This is a genomic window from Streptomyces sp. NPDC048192, from assembly GCF_043202415.1.
GTDB lineage: Bacteria > Actinomycetota > Actinomycetes > Streptomycetales > Streptomycetaceae > Streptomyces.
Genome location: NZ_JBIDAL010000011.1, coordinates 52,307 through 68,493, shown reverse-complemented (window position 1 = coordinate 68,493; position 16,187 = coordinate 52,307). Strand labels below are relative to the sequence as shown.

The 16,187-nt window shown below is 75.8% G+C and carries 14 protein-coding genes; 6 read left to right on the top strand and 8 right to left on the bottom strand.

What is annotated here, in order from left to right; genetic code table 11:
- Nucleotides 1-107 precede the first annotated feature (107 nt).
- The 7 genes from ACGFZN_RS24340 to ACGFZN_RS24310 all read right to left on the bottom strand — a co-directional run bounded on the left by ACGFZN_RS24340 (nt 108) and on the right by ACGFZN_RS24310 (nt 9,199).
- A complete protein-coding gene (locus tag ACGFZN_RS24340; protein ID WP_393860585.1) occupies nt 108-1,895 on the bottom strand; it encodes a CoA transferase in 1,788 nt (595 codons plus the stop codon).
- Nucleotides 1,892-2,743, bottom strand: coding sequence for a class I SAM-dependent methyltransferase (locus ACGFZN_RS24335; protein ID WP_393860584.1), 852 nt, complete (start codon nt 2,741-2,743; stop codon nt 1,892-1,894). The genes ACGFZN_RS24340 and ACGFZN_RS24335 overlap by 4 nt, the downstream gene beginning before the upstream one ends.
- Nucleotides 2,744-2,788: 45 nt before the next feature.
- Nucleotides 2,789-4,372, bottom strand: coding sequence for an AMP-binding protein (locus ACGFZN_RS24330; RefSeq protein WP_393860583.1), 1,584 nt, complete (start codon nt 4,370-4,372; stop codon nt 2,789-2,791).
- Nucleotides 4,359-5,726, bottom strand: a complete 1,368-nt coding sequence (locus ACGFZN_RS24325) for an FAD-dependent oxidoreductase (protein ID WP_393860582.1) — start codon at nt 5,724-5,726, stop codon at nt 4,359-4,361. The genes ACGFZN_RS24330 and ACGFZN_RS24325 overlap by 14 nt, the downstream gene beginning before the upstream one ends.
- Nucleotides 5,723-6,697 carry a UbiA family prenyltransferase gene (locus tag ACGFZN_RS24320; RefSeq protein WP_393860581.1) on the bottom strand — a complete coding sequence of 325 codons (975 nt, stop codon included), beginning with the start codon at nt 6,695-6,697 and terminating at the stop codon, nt 5,723-5,725. Before ACGFZN_RS24320 ends, ACGFZN_RS24325 begins: the two co-directional genes overlap by 4 nt.
- 148 nt (nt 6,698-6,845) lie before the next feature.
- Nucleotides 6,846-7,988, bottom strand: coding sequence for a DegT/DnrJ/EryC1/StrS family aminotransferase (locus ACGFZN_RS24315; protein WP_393860580.1), 1,143 nt, complete (start codon nt 7,986-7,988; stop codon nt 6,846-6,848).
- Nucleotides 7,985-9,199: a DegT/DnrJ/EryC1/StrS family aminotransferase gene (locus ACGFZN_RS24310; RefSeq protein WP_393860579.1), complete on the bottom strand. Its 1,215-nt coding sequence runs from the start codon at nt 9,197-9,199 to the stop codon at nt 7,985-7,987. Before ACGFZN_RS24310 ends, ACGFZN_RS24315 begins: the two co-directional genes overlap by 4 nt.
- Before the next feature lie 196 nt (nt 9,200-9,395).
- Here ACGFZN_RS24310 and ACGFZN_RS24305 point away from each other — a divergent pair, with 196 nt between their 5' ends.
- The 6 genes from ACGFZN_RS24305 to ACGFZN_RS24280 are packed head-to-tail and all read left to right on the top strand — an operon-like array spanning nt 9,396 to nt 15,446.
- Nucleotides 9,396-10,694, top strand: a complete 1,299-nt coding sequence (locus ACGFZN_RS24305; RefSeq protein WP_393860578.1) for a Gfo/Idh/MocA family oxidoreductase — start codon at nt 9,396-9,398, stop codon at nt 10,692-10,694.
- Nucleotide 10,695: 1 nt separating this feature from the next.
- Nucleotides 10,696-11,604, top strand: coding sequence for a sugar phosphate isomerase/epimerase family protein (locus ACGFZN_RS24300; protein ID WP_393860577.1), 909 nt, complete (start codon nt 10,696-10,698; stop codon nt 11,602-11,604).
- Complete coding sequence (locus ACGFZN_RS24295; protein ID WP_393860576.1) at nt 11,601-12,896, top strand: M20/M25/M40 family metallo-hydrolase; 1,296 nt, start codon at nt 11,601-11,603, stop codon at nt 12,894-12,896. The genes ACGFZN_RS24300 and ACGFZN_RS24295 overlap by 4 nt, the downstream gene beginning before the upstream one ends.
- On the top strand, nt 12,893-14,053 hold the full coding sequence (locus ACGFZN_RS24290; protein ID WP_393860575.1) for an Ldh family oxidoreductase: 1,161 nt from the start codon (nt 12,893-12,895) through the stop codon (nt 14,051-14,053). The genes ACGFZN_RS24295 and ACGFZN_RS24290 overlap by 4 nt, the downstream gene beginning before the upstream one ends.
- Entirely contained in the window at nt 14,050-15,015 is a 966-nt protein-coding gene (locus ACGFZN_RS24285; RefSeq protein WP_393860574.1) for a Gfo/Idh/MocA family protein, read from the top strand. Before ACGFZN_RS24290 ends, ACGFZN_RS24285 begins: the two co-directional genes overlap by 4 nt.
- A complete protein-coding gene (locus ACGFZN_RS24280) occupies nt 15,012-15,446 on the top strand; it encodes a DUF6917 domain-containing protein (RefSeq protein WP_393860573.1) in 435 nt (144 codons plus the stop codon). The genes ACGFZN_RS24285 and ACGFZN_RS24280 overlap by 4 nt, the downstream gene beginning before the upstream one ends.
- A gap of 91 nt (nt 15,447-15,537) precedes the next feature.
- Here the strand turns inward: ACGFZN_RS24280 and ACGFZN_RS24275 are convergent, their stop codons facing one another.
- A complete protein-coding gene (locus ACGFZN_RS24275) occupies nt 15,538-16,071 on the bottom strand; it encodes an EF-hand domain-containing protein (protein WP_393860572.1) in 534 nt (177 codons plus the stop codon).
- Nucleotides 16,072-16,187 lie beyond the last annotated feature (116 nt).

The window sequence follows — 16,187 nt, the reverse complement described above, 5'->3', positions numbered from 1 at the left end:
CTCCCTTGAAAGCAGGGGTGGTCGAATGCCCCGCGGAAGGAGCGGCCGCCGAGCGCGCTCCCGCGGACGAAGCAGTGGCCGCGCCGGCTCCCCCTCGAAGGTGCGCGTCATGCGAACTCCCAGGGAGGCGCCGGACGGGCGTGACCCGTGGCCGGGTCCGGCGGCAGGACGGCGGTCCGGAAGGCGGGATCGTGGGCCAGGCCGGTCAGGTCGGTCAGCACGGGGGTCGCCGTCAGGCCCGCATCGGCCAGCCGCGCCAGCCACCGACCGGTCGTACGGCGGGCGAAGCGGGCCGCGGCGTCCGCCGGGAACGCGGGGTCGGCGCCGTCCAGCACTCGGCACACCGACTCCGGGTCCCGCCGGGCGCCCTCGCCGAGATACAGGTGGCCGTCGGCGGTGCGCAGCGGCCGGTCCAGCGGCGTCCAGCGGACCCGGTGCGCCGGGCGGGGCACCAGGACGCCCGCGGAGAGCAGGGAGGACCGGACACGGGCACCCCGGCCGGTCGCCTCGCGGAGCGCCAGCGCCGCCACCGCGCCCTGGGCGCACAGCAGTCCGCCGAGCACGTCGGTGAGGGTCATCAGGGAGGGCGCCGGGGGGTCTTCCGCGGGCCGTACCGCGGCGGCCAGGCCGCTGTGCACCTGGGCGAGGTAGTCGGTGCCCACGGGAGCCCGGGGGCCGAAGGCGTCGCCGAAGCCGGACGCCTCGGCGTACACCAGGGACGGGCATCCGGCGAGCAGGCCGTCGGCGGTCAGGCCGAAGCGGGAGGCCTTTCCGGGCGCCCAGTTGTGCAGGAACACGTCGGCGTCGGCGGCCAGGGCGCGGACGGTGTCACGGCCCTGAGCGGTGGTCAGGTCGGCCTCGACGACCGGCTTGTGCGCGTTGAGCGCCAGGAAGCGGGCCGAGCACTGCCCCGCCAGCGGGGGGAGCCCGCGCATCGGGTCGCCGCCAGGCGGTTCGATCCGTACGACGTCGGCGCCCAGCATCCGCAGCAGATGCCCGGCGAGCGGCCCCTGCACCCGGCGGGTGGACTCCACCACGCGCAGTCCCGCCAGCGGCAGGAAGGGGTCCGGGGCGGCGCTGCGAGGGCCGGGCACGCCGTGCGTCCGGGCCGGCGCCGGGCCGGGGGTCAGTTCCCAGGGGGCCGGGCGTACGGCGGGGGCGGGGTCGTGGCCCACGACGAGAAGGCTGACGCCGGTCCGGTCCGCGGCGGCGCGCAGCTGCTCCGGGGTGTACCGGAGCGCGGCCTGCCGCAGGGCGTCGGGCAACGGGCAGACGGCGGTGGCGAACCGCTGCTGGAAGGGCAGCCAGCCGCGGCCCGCGAGCGCGGGCGACGCCCCGAGCCGTGCCCAGAACTCCCGCCAGGCGAAGGGGTCCAGGGTCTCGATCTCCACCCGGGTGCCGTCGCATGCCACCAGGGTCGCAAGGCCCTCCGCCGCCCTCCCGGCGGAGTCCGGCGGCGGCTGCGGCGGGTCCGGGTCGGGCGGGCCGGAACCGCCGTCGGCCGTCGCTGCGGCGAGGTACTGGCCGACCGCCAGCAGCGCGCCCTGCGCCACCGAGGTGCGCACCTCGCTGAGGTCCAGGCCGCGGGCCCGGCCGACGCGCAGCGCGGTGGCGCCGAGCGCGGCCAGTGCTCCGGCGGCGGCCGACGCGTAGTCCACGGCCAGCGGGGCCGGGCCGCCGGTGGCCCGGCCGTGGACGTGCATCACGCCGCAGGCGGCCTGCACGGCCCGCTCGTCCGGCAGGTCCGTCGTGACGGGACCGGTCCAGTCGAGGACGGCCCGCCCCGGTTCCGGCCCGCCGGTGTCCGGCAGGGCCTGGGCGGTGTGCCGCAGCAGCCGTTCCGCGACCGCGGTGGCGGTGCGGGGCCGGGTCTCGGTGCCGAGGCGCGGCGTCACGGCCGCTCCCGCGCCGGGCGGCGGCCCTGCACGGAGTAGAAGACGCTGGAGGCGGCCCGGAAGGACGGGTCCCGCATCAGCCGCGCCACCCGGTCGAGTTCGTCGTCGGTCATGCCCTGTTCCCGGAGCCGGTCCCGCAGGTTGCGGGTGTGGTTCAGCTGGAGCGCCAGCCCGGGGTCCTGGGCGTGCCGTACGCCGATGTGCATCCGCACGTCCAGGTCGGTCAGCCCCGCCTCCCGCATCGCGGCCGGCACCCGCCGTCCCCAGTGCGGGTCGCCGCCCGCGGCGCGGAGGGCCGCCGTCTTGGCGTGGAGGAACCGGACGTACAGGGCCTCGGACTGCGGGTCCGGGGTGAGGAGCGGGGGTTCGTAGGAGGCGTCGATCTCGTCGATCTGCAGCAGGCCGCCGGGTTTCAGGGAGCGCACCAGCGTGCGCAGCACGGCGTCCCGGGTGGGCACGTGCTGGAGCACCAGCCGGGCCACCACCAGGTCGTAAGCCGCTTCGGGGAACGGGTCGCGGGCCACGTCGAGCGCGGCGACTTCCAGGCCCGGTCCGGGCACCAGGTCGCGGAGGTCGCGGTCGGTGGCGAGGACCGAGCCACCGGGGAGGACGCGCTGCGCCAGCCAGCGCGCGATGCTGCCGCCGCCCGCGCCGATCTCCAGGCACCGCCAGCCGGGTCCGACACCGGCGGCGGCCAGCCGGGGCAGGGTCACCGGGTCGTACGCGGCGGCCAGGCAGCGGTGCTGGTCGCGGCTGTGCGCGGTGCCGTTGCCGAAGACCGGGCGGGCCTCCTCGGGGGCGGGCGGCGGCTGGGGCACGGTTTCCCGTGGGGGGAACGGCTGGGGCACGAAGGGGCTCCTCTTCCTCTCACGGACAAGGCGGGTGACGGCGTGTCAGGTCCAGCGTCCGGTGCCGGTGGCCGCGGCGCCGGTGAGCTGCCGGGCGAGGGCGGTGCGACGGACCTTGCCGGTGCCGGTGCGCGGGACGTCGTCCCAGGCGAGGACGGTGGGCGGGGGCAGCGCCGGCAGCCCCTGTGCGGCCTGTTTCCAGGCGTCCCGGTCCAGCCGGCCGTCGGCGGTGACCACGACCGGCAGCGGGGCGCCGTCCTGGTCGCGCACGATCACGCACTCCATCGCCTGCGGCAGCCGGTGCTCCAGCAGGTCCTCGGTGTGCAGGCAGCTCATCCCGGGCAGGCGGTCGGCCTCCCGGTCCAGGAGGCTGACGCTGCCGTCGCGGTGCAGCACCCCCACGTCGCCGGTGGCCCACCAGCCGCCGACGTGTTTGGCGTCCCAGCGGTCCGGTTCGCCGACGTACCCCTGGGCGAGGGCCGCCGTGCGCACCAGCAGCAGGCCGGGGCGGCCGCGCGGCACCGGGCGCAGCGTGTCCGGGTCCACCACGCGCAGCCGGGTCTTGACCGGGACGGGACGGCCGAGCCGGCGGGTGGTGGACGCGGCGTCCGGGGCGAGCGCGGAGCGCCGGGTGTGGAAGCGGAACGTCAGCGGCCCGGTCTCGGTCTGGCCCCAGCCCTGCATCCACAGCGGGCGAGGGCGGCGGCTGGCCCTCAGGTAGGCGCCGAGGACGGGCGGGTGCACGGCGTCGTAGGTGCTGATGTACAGCCGTACGCGCCGGAACGGGTTGTCCAGCCGTGCGGTGAGCGGGCGCAGCCGGGTGTAGGAGGAGGGCAGGGCCTCGACCACGGTGGGCCGGTGCGCGCGCAGCAGCGGGTCGGCGGTGTCCGGGTCGTCGCTGGTGAGGACGAGTACCTCGGCCGGCGCGAGCGACACCACCACCGCCGTCCAGCAGAACGTGCGCCCGTGGCCGTACGCGCTGACCGTGCACAGCACGTCGTCCGGGCGGATGCCGATGCCCGGGTGGCGCACCGCCTCGAAGCGGGCCAGTTTGTGCACGAGGGTCCGGGTGGAGTGCACCACCAGCTTGGGGACGCCGGTCGTCCCGGAGGTGTGGTGGATCACCAGCGGTTCGTCGGCGTGGCGGCGTACCGGCCCGCTCGGGCCGGAGGCGTCCAGCGCGGGAAGGTGGGCGGCGCCGGGCACGGCGGTGTCGACGGTGACGCAGACCGGCGCCGGCGGGCCGGCCGCGGCCTCGCGGCAGCGGGCCAGCACCGCTGAGGTGGTGACCAGTGCGGCCGGCCGCAGCCGGTCCAGCAGGGTGGTGAGGTCCGCGGTGTCGAGCCGGGCGGACAGCTGGGCGGGTACGGCGCCGATCCGGACGGCGGCGCAGGCCAGCAGGTCGTAGTCCCAGTGGTTGTCCTTCGCCACGGCCACGCGGTCGCCGGGCCGGACTCCGGCGGCGGCGAGCCGGGCGGCGGTGGCCCGGACGAGGGCGGCGAGTTTGTCGACGGTCCACCGGGTGCCGGCGTCCGGGGCGATGTCGAAGGGCCGGTCGAGGTGGAACACGGTCCGGGCGCCGCCCGCCGCCGCCTCGTCGAACAGGGTCCCCATGTCATGCGGTCGCACGGCTCTCCTCCGCTCGGTCCGCGGACGGCCGGTGCCGCCCGAGCCTGCTCAGCACCCGCGAGGCGGCCAGGGCGCCGGCGCGTACGGCGCCCTCGGACGCGGGCCGCAGCATCACCCAGTCCCCGGCGTACTCCACGGCGCGTGCCGGGCGCGCCAGGAAGCCGGGGCGCTCCCGCAGGGCCTGCGGGGTGGCCTCCGGCAGGCCGTGGCGGAAGGCGTGCACGAGATGGTGGCGCCGGGCGCCGGTGATGCCCGGCACGTACCGTTCCGCCGCGCGGATCAGTACGTGCGCGGCGTCGTCGGGCGAGGCGTCGAGCAGGTCGCGGACCCGGCGCGGCCCGGCCACCAGGGTGATCAGCCCGCGGCCTGCCGGGGCCCGGCCGGGATCCTTGGCGTGGTCCACGACGACCCCGGAGAGCACGTCGTCCTCGGCCGCCGGGGTGAGCAGGATGTGCAGCGGGCGCCGGGCGGGCGGAGCCAGCGGGCGCTCCAGCAGGTAGCTGATCTTGAGCATCGGGGTGAAGGTGCAGGCCGTGAGGAAGGGCCGCTCGTCGGCGGGGACGTCCGGGCGGAGTGCCGCCGCGACCGGTGCCGGTACGGCCAGCACGGCAGCCCGCGCCCGGACCTCGCCGTCGTCGAGCCGCAGTACAACGTGGTCGCCGGCGTCGGTGACCTCCCGTACGGCGCGCCCGGCCTCCACGTCGGTGTCCTCGGCCAGTCGCCGGGCCAGGAAGTCCATGCCGGTGCGGTAGGTGCGCCAGCCGGACGGTGAGCCCGCCTCCAGCAGCAGGCTCACCAGCGGCGCGGCGGCGGAGCGGGCGGTGTCCCAGCCGAAGAAGCAGCCCGCGACCGGCTGGAGGAGGTAGTCGTGCAGGTCGGGATGGTAGCGGGCGGCCGCCTCCCGCACGGTCGCCGCGCCGAACGGGCTGTCCTCGGGGCGGTCGCCGTCGAACCGGGCCCGGTGGCGTCCGGTCCACGCGGAGAAGGCGGCCAGGTCGAGCCGGGCGCGGGCGGACAGGCCGGCGCCGGTGAGCACGGCCGTGGGCTCGCCGACGCCGAGGCGGGCCCGGCCGTCGCGCCACACGGCCGGCAGGCCGCCGACCTGGGGCACCTCCGCGGGGCCGGCGCCGACCCGGCGCAGCAGCTCCCAGGTGGCGCGGTACCCGCGCGGGGCGAGCTGCTCGGCGCCGGTGTCCACGGTCCAGCCGTCGCGGCGGACACTGCGCATCCGGCCGCCCACCTCGGGCAGTTGCTCGTACACCCGCACGGACAGCCCGGCGCGGCGCAGTTCGTGGGCGGCGGTCAGCCCGGCGATGCCGGCGCCGACCACCGCGACGTCCAGGTCGGGCCTCATCGCAGGGTCCCCGTTCCCAGCAGGACGGCGGCCGCGGTCATCAGCAGCACGCTGAGCCGGTGCACGGCGAAGCCGGTGCGGCGGGCCGTCATGATGTCCCCGCGGACGAACCCGGTCAGGTACTGGCGGGCCCGCAGCGCGGTCGCCGGCAGCATCAGCAGCACGAACCACCACGGGGCGACGCCGGTCCCGGAGGCGAGAACGCCGATCAGGAACTCGGTGAGAGACAGCGCCCCGATGAAGACGGCGTTGCCCCGCTCCGACACCAGGGCGGCCACGGTGGGACGGCCCACGGCCCGGTCGCCGGCGACGTCATTGGTGTTGGAGTACACGCCGAACATCAGCGGCCCGAACCCGAAGAGCACCGCCTGCACCGTCAGGAACCCCGACCACTCCCCCGTCACCAGGCCGTAGGGCACGATCACGAGCACGGCGCCGAGCGCGACGAGGAACGCCTCCTGGAAACCGTGGTAGCTGATCTTCAGGCCGTACGAGTACTGCAGCGACACGGCGAACAGCGCCCCCGCCGCGATCAGCGCCCACAGCGGGCGGTGCGGGGCCAGCGCCGCGGCGCCCGCCCACAGCACCGCGCCCGCCGCCGCGGACAGCCAGGCGAACCACAGCGCCTGAGGGACCGTCAGCGTGCCGGCGACGAGGGGTTTGCGCGCCTTGCTGCGCAGCGGGTTGTCGGGGCCGTAGTTGGCGAGGTCGCTGCCGTCCCGGAAGCCGGTGACGTCGTCCAGGGCGACCATCGCCATCAGGACCGCGATCTCCCCGGCCAGGAACAGCGTCAGCACCAGCGCCTGCCGGGCGGTGAAGTCGCCGACCGGGAAGAGGGAGGCGGACAGGGCGAGGAAGATGCCGAGGTAGTAGTCGTACACGTCCAGCTTGCCGAGCCGCGCGTAGACCCGCAGCCGGCTGCCGGAGCGCGCGGCGGACGCCGGACGTCCGGCCGCGATGCTGTCCGTCATGGGTGACCTCTTTGCGTTTCCGTGCGCCGCGGGGCGTTGCCTCCCGTGCGGCGAACTGCGTTGGCGTCTGGGTGTGTCGGAGGGCGCCGGTGGGGCGAGTGCCGCCTGCCGTCCCGGTGTGGGGCGGCCCGGGTGGTGGCCCCTCGCGTCAGCGGTGCTCGTGGGCGAAGGCGCACACGAGGTCGGCGACCTGCTCGACCTGGGCGTCGGTCAGCAGGTGGTGGACCGGGAGCGACAGATGGCGGCGTGCGGCCTGCTCCGCCCGCGGCCAGCGGGCGCCGGGCGGCGCGTAGGGCGCGAAGGCGGCATGCGCGGGCAGCGGACGCGGGTAGTAGACGTGCGTGGCCACACCCCGCTCGGCCAGGTACGCGGCGAGCGCGTCCCGGTCGGCGGCGAGCACCGTGTAGACGTAGAAGCACCGGCCGTCCTGATCGGGCGGTGGCGGTACGACGCCGCGGTCGGCCAGCGGCGTGAAGCGCTCGCTGTAGTAGGCGGCGATCTCGGCGCGCCGCGCCAGCCGCGCCGGGAAACCGGCGTAGCGGTGCAGCTGGAAGGCGGCCTGGATCTCGTCGAAGCGGCTGTTGAGTCCGACGGCCCGGTGAAGGAAGCGCCGCCCGGCCGGCTGGCCGTGGTTGCGCAGCGTCCGCACCGTCTCGCCGAGCGCGGCGTCGCGGGTGACGACCACCCCGCCCTCGCCGGGCATGCCGCAGGTCTTGACCTGCACGAAGGAGTAGACGCCGGCTTCGCCCCACAGCCCGGCCGGGACACCGCGCAGCACGCCGCCCTGGGCGACCGCCGAGTCCTCCACCAGGCGCAGTCCGTGCCGGCGGGCCAGCTCGGTGAACCGGGGCATGTCGGCCATCACCGAGAACATGTGGGCGGGCATCACCGCCCTGGTCCGCGCGGTGACGAGGTGTTCGGCGTGTTCCGGGTCCAGGGTGAGGGTGTCCGGGCGGATGTCAGCGAAGACCGGGACGGCGCCGGTGCCGGCCACCGACGCGGCGAGCGGCGCGCAGCCGAAGGCGGGCACGATCACCTCGTCGCCGGGGCCGATGCCGACGGCCCGCAGCACCAGGGAGAGCGCGGAGGTGCCGCTGGAGCAGGCGACCACGTCGGCGGCCCCGAGGTCGTCGCGCAGCAGTTCCTCGAGGGCGGCGGTGCGCCGGCCCAGGATGAAACGCTGCTCCGGGTCCAGGCCGATCTCCCGGACGAGCCCGATGAACGCGGCGCGGTCGGCTTCGAAGAGGCCGGGCGGGAAGAAGGGGACGGCGGCAGGGGGCGATACGGTCATGCGGGCGTCCTCGATCCGGCGAAGAAGCGGCGGACGGTGTCGCACACGCGGTCCACGTCGCCGGGACCGAGATCGGGGTGGAACGGCAGGGCCACGGCGTGCCGGGCCGCCGCCTCGGCGTGCGGGTAGTCGCCCGGCCGGTGGCCGAGCCGGGCGAAGGCGGGCTGGTGGGGCAGCGGCAGCGGGTAGTAGACCTCGGTGCCGATGCCGTGCCGCGCCAGATGGGCGACGAGGCCGTCGCGGTCCTCGGTCTCGATCAGATAGACGTAGTACACGTCGCGGTCGCCGGGGTCCTCGGCGCTCTCCCGCGGCAGGCGGACGACGCCGGGTACGTCCCGCAGGCGGGCGGTGTAGGCGGCGGCCAGCTCGGCGCGGCGCGCGATGTGCCCTTCCAGGAGCGGCAGTTTGGCGAGCAGCACGGCGGCCTGGATGTCGTCCATCTTGCTGTTCACGCCCGGCCGCACCGTCTCGGTGGAGATGGCCCTGAAGTCGTTCAGCGTGCGGCCGGCGCGGCCGTGGTGGCGCAGGGCGTCGACGGTGTGCGCCACGTCCGGGTCGTCGGTGAGCACGGCTCCCGCGTCCCCGAGGGCGCCCAGCGTCTTGGAGGGGAAGAAGGACAGCACTCCCCCGGCGCCGTGCAGACCCGCGTGCACACCGCCCCGGCGCATCCCGATCGCCTCGGCGCTGTCCTCGACGACGGTCAGTCCGTGCCGCCGCGCGACCTCGGTGACGGCCGCCATGTCGGCCATGGTGTGGAACAGGTGCACCGGCATCACGAACCGGCTCCGCTCGGTGACGGCCGCCTCCAGCGCCGCCGGGTCCATGGCGTACGTCGCCGGGTCGATGTCGACGAACTCCGGCCGCCCGCCCGCGAGGACGACGGAGGAAGCGGTGGCGAAGAAGGAGTACGCCGGCACCAGCACGCCGTCACCGGGTTGCAGCCCGCAGGCGCGCAGCAGCAGGACGAGCGCGTCCGTGCCGCTGTTCACGCCGACCACGTGCCGGGCGCCCGTGTAGCCCGCGAGCGCTTCTTCCAGTTGCCCGACCTGTTTTCCGTGGGAGAACTTGCCGCTGTCGAAAACCTCCTCCAGGGCCTTTTCGAGGGTAGGCCACAGCTGTTCGAAGGTTTTGGCCTGAGAGAAGAAGGGAATCGCGTGCGGCGCTTCTTCCGCGTCCGCTAATCCGCCCCCGGACCGTTGCGAAAAATCCATGCCGGACGTCATGTGTCACCCGCCCCGTCGAACTGTTCCGAATGACAAAGCTAAGCGCTTTCAGAGGCCACGGAGTACGGAAAGGATCATGTTCACACTTTGTGGGTAATGGCATTCCGGATCCCTTGACCATTTCCTGCGGGCACGGCAATAGTCCTGCGTCGCAAGGAAGTTGGCGCACGGACTAGGAGGCCCTGTGCTGCAGCCCCTCGTGGTCGGGCTCGGCCGTTCCGGATCGGGACTGCATCTGAGGACGCTCACCCGGCTGGTCCGGCGGAGCGAAAGCACCAGTGTCGCGAGTGACCTGCCGGTGGCCCTTCCCGCCGTGGGCTGCGACCCGCGCGCCGCCGCTCTCCGACCGGCCTGCGCGCCGGGCGAGGTGACGGTCGTCGCCACCCTCGAGGAGGCCGTGGCGCTGGTGGATCCCGCGGACGCGGTGGCCCATGTGTGCACGCCGCCCCAGGTTCGGCACGGCGTGGTCGCCGCGCTCGCCGGGCACGGCGTGCGCCGGATGATCGTGGAGAAGCCGCTGGCCGCGTCCCGCGCCGAACTCGACGCGCTCGTCCGGCTCCGCGGCGAGGCGGGCCTCGACCTGGTGCCCGTCTCGCACTGGACCGCCTCCCGGCTCGCGGCCCGGCTGCGCCGCCTGGCCCGCGACGGCCGGCTCGGCCGGCTCCGCCGTATCACCGTCGACCAGCACAAACCCCGCTTCTCGCGCTCGCTGGCCACCGACAGCCACACCACCGCCCTGGACGTGGAGATCCCCCACTCCCTGGCGCTCGCCCTCGACCTGGCCGGCCCGGCCGAGCTGCGGGCCGCGCACTGCTGGGACCTGTACTGCGAGGACGGGCGGCTGCCCGGCCTGGGCGGCGCGCACCTGGAACTGGAGCATCACTCCGGGGTGTTCACGCTCCTGCGCTCCGACCTCGGCGCGCCCGTACGGCAGCGCAGCGTCCGCTGCGAGTTCGACGCCGGCACCGTCACGGCCCACTTCCCGCTCAGCGAGGACGACGATCACGCCCAGCTGGTGGTGACGGCCTGCGGGGAGGGCGCGCCGGTGTCCGGTGGTGGTGCGTTCCCACCGTTGGAGGCGTCTGCCGGGGACGCTGCGCCCACGGGGTCGGGGGCCTCCGTGACGGACGGCATGCCCGCATGGCCGGGGCCGGTCGCGGACGCGGGGCCCGCGTGGGCGGGCGACCCGGCCAGGGGCGGAGTGGCCGCGGCGTCGGGAGCCCCGGTCCTGGGCGGCACGCCTGCGCGGGCCGGGGCCACGGTCGCCGGCGGTGTGCCGGAACCCGGCCGGCAGGTGATCCGGGACGACGCCCTGGCCGATTTCCTGGCCGGCGTCTACCGCCGCTTCGCCTCCGGGGCCGTGGACGCCGGCGGCTCCACGGGCACCTCCGGCTTCGAACTCGCCTGCGCCGCGGCCCGGTTGCTGTGCGAGGCCCGGGACCGGTGCGCCGCCGCGCCGCGCGCCCGCGCCGGGAGCCGCTGACGTGCCCGGGTACGGCGGCGCCACGCACCGCTGCCCCGCGTTCGGTCCTCTGGCCGGCATCGGCGACGAGGCCGCGCCCGGCGCCGACGGCCAGCTGGCCGCCCTGCGGGAGCTGGGCTGGCGCGCCATCGAACTGCGATCGGTCGACGGCACCGCCCTGGCCGATCTGCCCCCACCCGACTTCCGCACGCTGACCCGGCGGCTTCAGGACGCCGGCGTCACGGTGGTCGCCGTGGCCTCCAGGATCGGCAACTGGTCCCGTCCCGTCACCGGCGACCTCGCCGCGGACCTCGCGGAACTGGACGTGCTCGCCGAGCGGTCCGCGGCGCTGGGCTGCCGGTTCGTGCGGATCATGTCGTACCCCAACGACGGCCTGGGCGAGACCGAGTGGGCCGACCGCGTGCTCGCCCGCGTCGCCGTTCTGGCCGACCGCGCCCGGCGCGCGGGCCTGGTGCTGGTGCACGAGAACTGCGCGGGCTGGGCCGCAGAGCGCGCCGACCGCACGCTCAGGCTGCTGCGCGCCGTCGACAGCCCGGCCCTGCGCCTGCTGTTCGACACCGGCAACGGCGTGCCGTACGGCTACCGGGCACTGGATCTGCTCCGCGAACTCGCCCCTTACGTGGCCCACGTCCACATCAAGGACGGCGTGCGCACCCCGGACGGGGACACCGCGTACACCCTGCCCGGTGACGGGGAGGCGGAGGTAGCCGCCTGCCTGCGGGTCCTCGCCGCCCACGGCTACACCGGCGCCCTCTCGCTCGAACCGCACCTCGCCGTACGCCCCCATGCGGGCCTGCTGCGGGCCGGTGCGGACGCCGCCGGCCTGTTCGTGCGGGCCGGGAAGGCGCTCACCCGGCTGCTGCGGACCCTGGAGCCGGCCCCCGCCCGCCGCCCGGACGGTACGGCGTGACCCCTCTGTTCACGGACCAGGACCGGAACCTGCTGCTGGAGCTGCTGCGGCTGCCCAGCGTCAACCCGCTGGAGGCCGGTCCGGACGATCCGCCGTCGCAGCTGCCCGGCGTCCTCGAACGGTACGCGGAGGCCGCGGCCGGGGCCGGGTTCCGCACCCTGTCTCTCGCCGCTCCGCCGGCCGCCTGCCTGGCACGCCCGGGAGTGCCCGCCACGGTCCGCGCCGCCGCGCGCGACCCGCGTTTCCTCGCCGGCCAGCCGAGCCTGCTGCTGCGGCTGGGGCCCGAACGGCCGCGCGCGGACACCGTGATGTTCAACGTCCATCTCGACACCGTCGCCGGGCACGTCCCGCCCGCCTTCGACGGCGTGACCTTCACCGGCCGGGGCGCGGTCGACGCCAAGGGCCCCGCCGTCGCCCTCCTCGCCGGGCTGCGGGCCGCCGCGGCGCACCCGGCCGTCGGACGGGACGTCACCGTGCTGATCCAGGCCGTCGCCGGCGAGGAGGGCGGCGCCCTCGGCACTTACGGCACCCGCCCGCTGCTGGAGGCCGGCCACCACGGGCGCCTCAACGTGTTCTGCGAGCCGACCGGGCTGCGCGCGCTGCCCCGGGCCACCGCCTCGATGACCGCCCGGATCACCGTCACCGGCGAGGACGCCGTGGACGACCACCCGGACGCCGGGCACAACGCCACCGTGCTGCTCGGCTTTCTCGCCCAGCACCTCGCCGCCCGCCTGGACGGGGCCGTGCCCGGCGCCCGGGTGTGCCTGGCCGGGCTGCACACCGGCCGCACCCACAACCGCGTCCACGGCACCGGCACCCTGCTGGTGAACCTCTCCTACCGCACCACCGAGGCCGGCCGGCGGCTCGGGGACGCGGTGGCCCGGCACGTCACCGGCGGCCTGGCCCGATTCGCCGAACTCTTCTCCGGCACGCGGGAGTTCGCCCGCACCGCACGGGACGCGGCGGACATCACCCGGCTCGACTGGGACAAGCGCGGTCTGCCCGCGCTGGACAACCGCGATCCCTGGGCCGAGGCCCTGCTGGCCCGCGCCGGCGCCCGCCCGGCGGCCGACGACCCCGGTTTCACCTGCGACGCCATCTGGGCCGCAGGCCTGGACGACGCCTTCACCGCCGTGCTCGGCCCGGGCGACCTGGCCGCCAACCGCGCGCACGCGCCCGGGGAGTTCGTCGCCCTCGCCGATCTGGAGGAGTTCGCGGGGGTCGTCCGCCACCTCGTCACGCTCTTCGCCGAAGACCGCCGACCCACCTCTCCCGTAAGGAACCCTGGATGACGGCACCCACCCGCTCCCCCGCACCCACCGCCTCCCCGGCACCCACTGCCTCCGCGGCGGTCGACGAGGCCCCCGCTGTCGTCGTCGGTCACGCCGAGCTGCGCGCCGCGCTCGCCGGTCTGTTCGCCGGGCACGGCATTCCGGAGCCGAGGGCCCGGCTCGCCGCCGACGCGCTGTGCCACGGAGACCTCAACGGCCTGGACTCGCACGGGGTGTTCAACCTCACCCGGCTCTACCTGCCGCTGCTGGAGTCGGGCCGCTGCGACCCCCGGGCCGAACCCCGGACCCTCACCGACCTGGGCGCCTGCGCCGTCGTCGACGCCCGCCGCGCCCTGGGCCTGTGGGTCGCGGCCGAGGCGATGGACGACGCCGTGGCCAGGGCCCGCCGGCACGGCGTGGGCCTGGTGTCCGTGCGCGGCGCCACCCACTTCGGGTGCGCCGGCTTCCACGCCGTGCGCGCCGCGCACGCCGGGATGATCGGCGTGGTCACGAGCAACTGCGGGGGCCAGCGCATCGCACGGCCCCCGGGCGGCGCCGTGGCGATGCTCGGCACCAACCCGCTGAGCGTCGCCGCCCCGGCCCTCGACGGCCACCCCTTCCTGCTGGACATGAGCACCACCGTCGCGCCGACCGGCCGGGTCCGTGTCGCCGCCCGCCGGGGAACCCCGGTGCCCGCGGGATGGCTGGAGGACGCCGCGGGCGACCCGATCACCGACCCGTCCGCCTTCGACCGCGGTGAGGCGTTCCTGCGCTGGCTCGGCGGTACGGCCGAGACCGGCGTCCACAAGGGCTACGGTCTCGGCATCGCGGTGGAGCTGCTGTCCGCGGTGGTCTCCGGGGCGGCCACGGGGCCGGCGCCCGCCGCCCTGGAGGGGGACGGCCGGCCGCACGGTCGGGACGACGACATCGGCTTCTTCCTCCTCGCGATCGCCCCTGGCGTGCTGCGTCCGGACGCGGACGTCACCGGTGCCGCCCGGTCGCTGTTCGGCGCGCTCACCGACTGCCCGCCGGTGCCGGGCGGCCCGCCGGTGCGCTACCCGGGCTGGTACGAGGCGGAACGCTCCGCCGAGCGCCGCCGCACCGGCATCCCGCTTCCCGCGCACCTGTACGACGAACTGGCCGGCCTCGGTCTCGTCGGCCCGGGGAAGCAGCGGTGACCCGGCCGCTGCGCCTGGGCGTCGTCGGGCTCGGCGCCATCTCGCCGTACTACCTGGCCGCCGCCGAACGGCTGCCCGGCTGGGAGCTGTCGGCGGTGTGCGACACCCGCGCCGAGGCCCTGGACCGGTACGCGGGCCCGGCCGCCCGGTTCCACGACCACGGCGCGCTGCTGGCCGGGGCCCGGCCGGACGCCGTGGTGGTAGCCGTGCCCAACCACGCGCATCTCGCGGTGTGCCGGGACGTGCTGGAGGCGGGTGTCCCCGTGTGCGTCGAGAAACCGCTCGCGCTCACCGTCGCCGAGGGCCGCCTGCTGACGGAGGCCGCCCGGCGTCGGGGCGTGCCGCTGATGACGGCGTTCCACCGCCGCTACAACGCCGCCGTCCGGGCCCTGGCGCGCCGGACGGGGGGCCGGGAGATCCGCGCCGTCCGCGTGCGGTACCTGGAGCGGATCGAGGAGCATCTCGTCGGCGAGGACTGGTATCTCGACCCCGCCCGCTGCGGCGGCGGCTGTGTGGCCGACAACGGCCCGAACGCCCTCGACCTGGTGCGGCTGCTGCTCGGCGAGGTCACGGTCACCGGCTGCGAGATCCAGCGCGACGGCGCGGGCGTCGACCGGCGGGCCGTGCTCCGCCTGCACAGCCGCGCCGGGGCCACAGCGTCGGTGGAGCTGGACTGGTCGTACCCGGGAGAGCTCAAGGACGTCCAGGTGACCATGGCCGGCGGGGAGGTCCTGTGCGCCGACATGCTGGCCGGCCACCCGGGCTTCAAGGCGTCGCTGTGGCACGAGTACGAGGCGATCCTCACGGAGTTCGCGGCGCTCGCCGCCGGCCGCGTTTCGGCCGGAGCGGGGGCGCACGGCGGCCTGCCGGCCCTGGAGCTGGTGGCGGAGGCCTACCGCCGGGCGCAGGGCCCGGTGCCCGGCGCGCGGACGCCCGAGCCGGCGGCGGAGGCGGACCGGTGAACCCGGCGGAGGACGGCGCCAAGCGCGTCGTGCGCGGCGCCGTGGTCAAGGTGCTCACCCACCACCGCACCGACCGCGGCATGCGGCTGGAGGAGCACGCGGCCCGCTGTGTGCGGCGGGGCGAGGTGCACGAACTGGTCAGCACCGACCAGTGGGATCCGCGGCCCGGCGCCCGGATCGACCGGGTGGGCTTCCTCGGCTTCGCGGAGCTGGTGTGCGGCGGTGTGATCGACCGCGGTGACCTGGTGAGCATCGGGGACAGGCTCGTCGGCACGGTCCTCGGCTTCGACGCCTGTCATCTTCCCAACCACTACAACATCCTCATCCACACCCCCCGCCCGGTCAGCGGTCGCGACCTGCGGCTGTCCCCCGAGGCCCGCGTCGCCTTCGTCCAGGGCGCTCCCCTGGGCGAAGGCGCGGCGCCCGGCTGACCCGGTACGGCGCCGGCCGTCCGGTCGCGGGCGCCGTACAGGGCTGTGACCCCGGAGGATCATCCTCCGGGGTCGCAGCCTGTCAGGCGGTTCAGCCGAGGAGCTCGACCTCCAGCCGGCCGAAGTGGAAGTCACGGACGACCTGGAGCAGTTCGTCCTCGGACAGGCGGCCGTCGCCGTTCGCGTCGACCTTGCGGAACATGTCGCCGGCCTGCGAGGCGGGTACACCGACGGCGGTGAGCCAGGCGCGGAACTCCCGGTCGTCGATCTGTCCGTCGTGGTTGTCGTCGCACAGGGTGATCAGCGCCTTGATGACCGGGGACAGGGCGCGGTTGAAGCCGGCCTCGCCCTCCTTGAACAGCATGTCCCCCGTGGCACTGAGGAACTGCTCCCGGCTGATGCCGCTCCCGGCGGGGACGCCGGCGCGGTCGGCCAGGTGCTCGTAGAGCCCCTGGAACGCGCTCACGAGCGCCTGGGCCTCCGGGGAGCCGGCGTCCCTGCCCAGGTTGTCGAGGATCCGGGCGGCCTCGCCCTGGAAGTCGCTGGGTTCGAGGACGCCGTTGCCGTCGGTGTCCCACTTCTCGAAACGCTTGACCAGACGGTCGTTGGCGACAGCGGTGCTCATGTGGTGTCTCCTTCTGTGCTTTCTCGGGTGGCCTCGTCCCGCGGGGACGACGGCTTCGCGGCGCCTGGTCAGGGGCCGCTGCCGCGCAGGGCGGTGCGCTGCGCGGAGTCTGGGGG

Coding starts and splice junctions, on each gene's coding strand:
- ACGFZN_RS24320 (WP_393860581.1), bottom strand. CDS start 6,697: ATGACGGACAGCATCGCGGCCGGACGTCCGGCGTCCGCCGCGCGCTCC.
- ACGFZN_RS24290 (WP_393860575.1), top strand. CDS start 12,893: ATGACGGCACCCACCCGCTCCCCCGCACCCACCGCCTCCCCGGCACCC.
- ACGFZN_RS24325 (WP_393860582.1), bottom strand. CDS start 5,726: ATGAGGCCCGACCTGGACGTCGCGGTGGTCGGCGCCGGCATCGCCGGG.
- ACGFZN_RS24310 (WP_393860579.1), bottom strand. CDS start 9,199: ATGGATTTTTCGCAACGGTCCGGGGGCGGATTAGCGGACGCGGAAGAA.
- ACGFZN_RS24275 (WP_393860572.1), bottom strand. CDS start 16,071: ATGAGCACCGCTGTCGCCAACGACCGTCTGGTCAAGCGTTTCGAGAAG.
- ACGFZN_RS24315 (WP_393860580.1), bottom strand. CDS start 7,988: ATGACCGTATCGCCCCCTGCCGCCGTCCCCTTCTTCCCGCCCGGCCTC.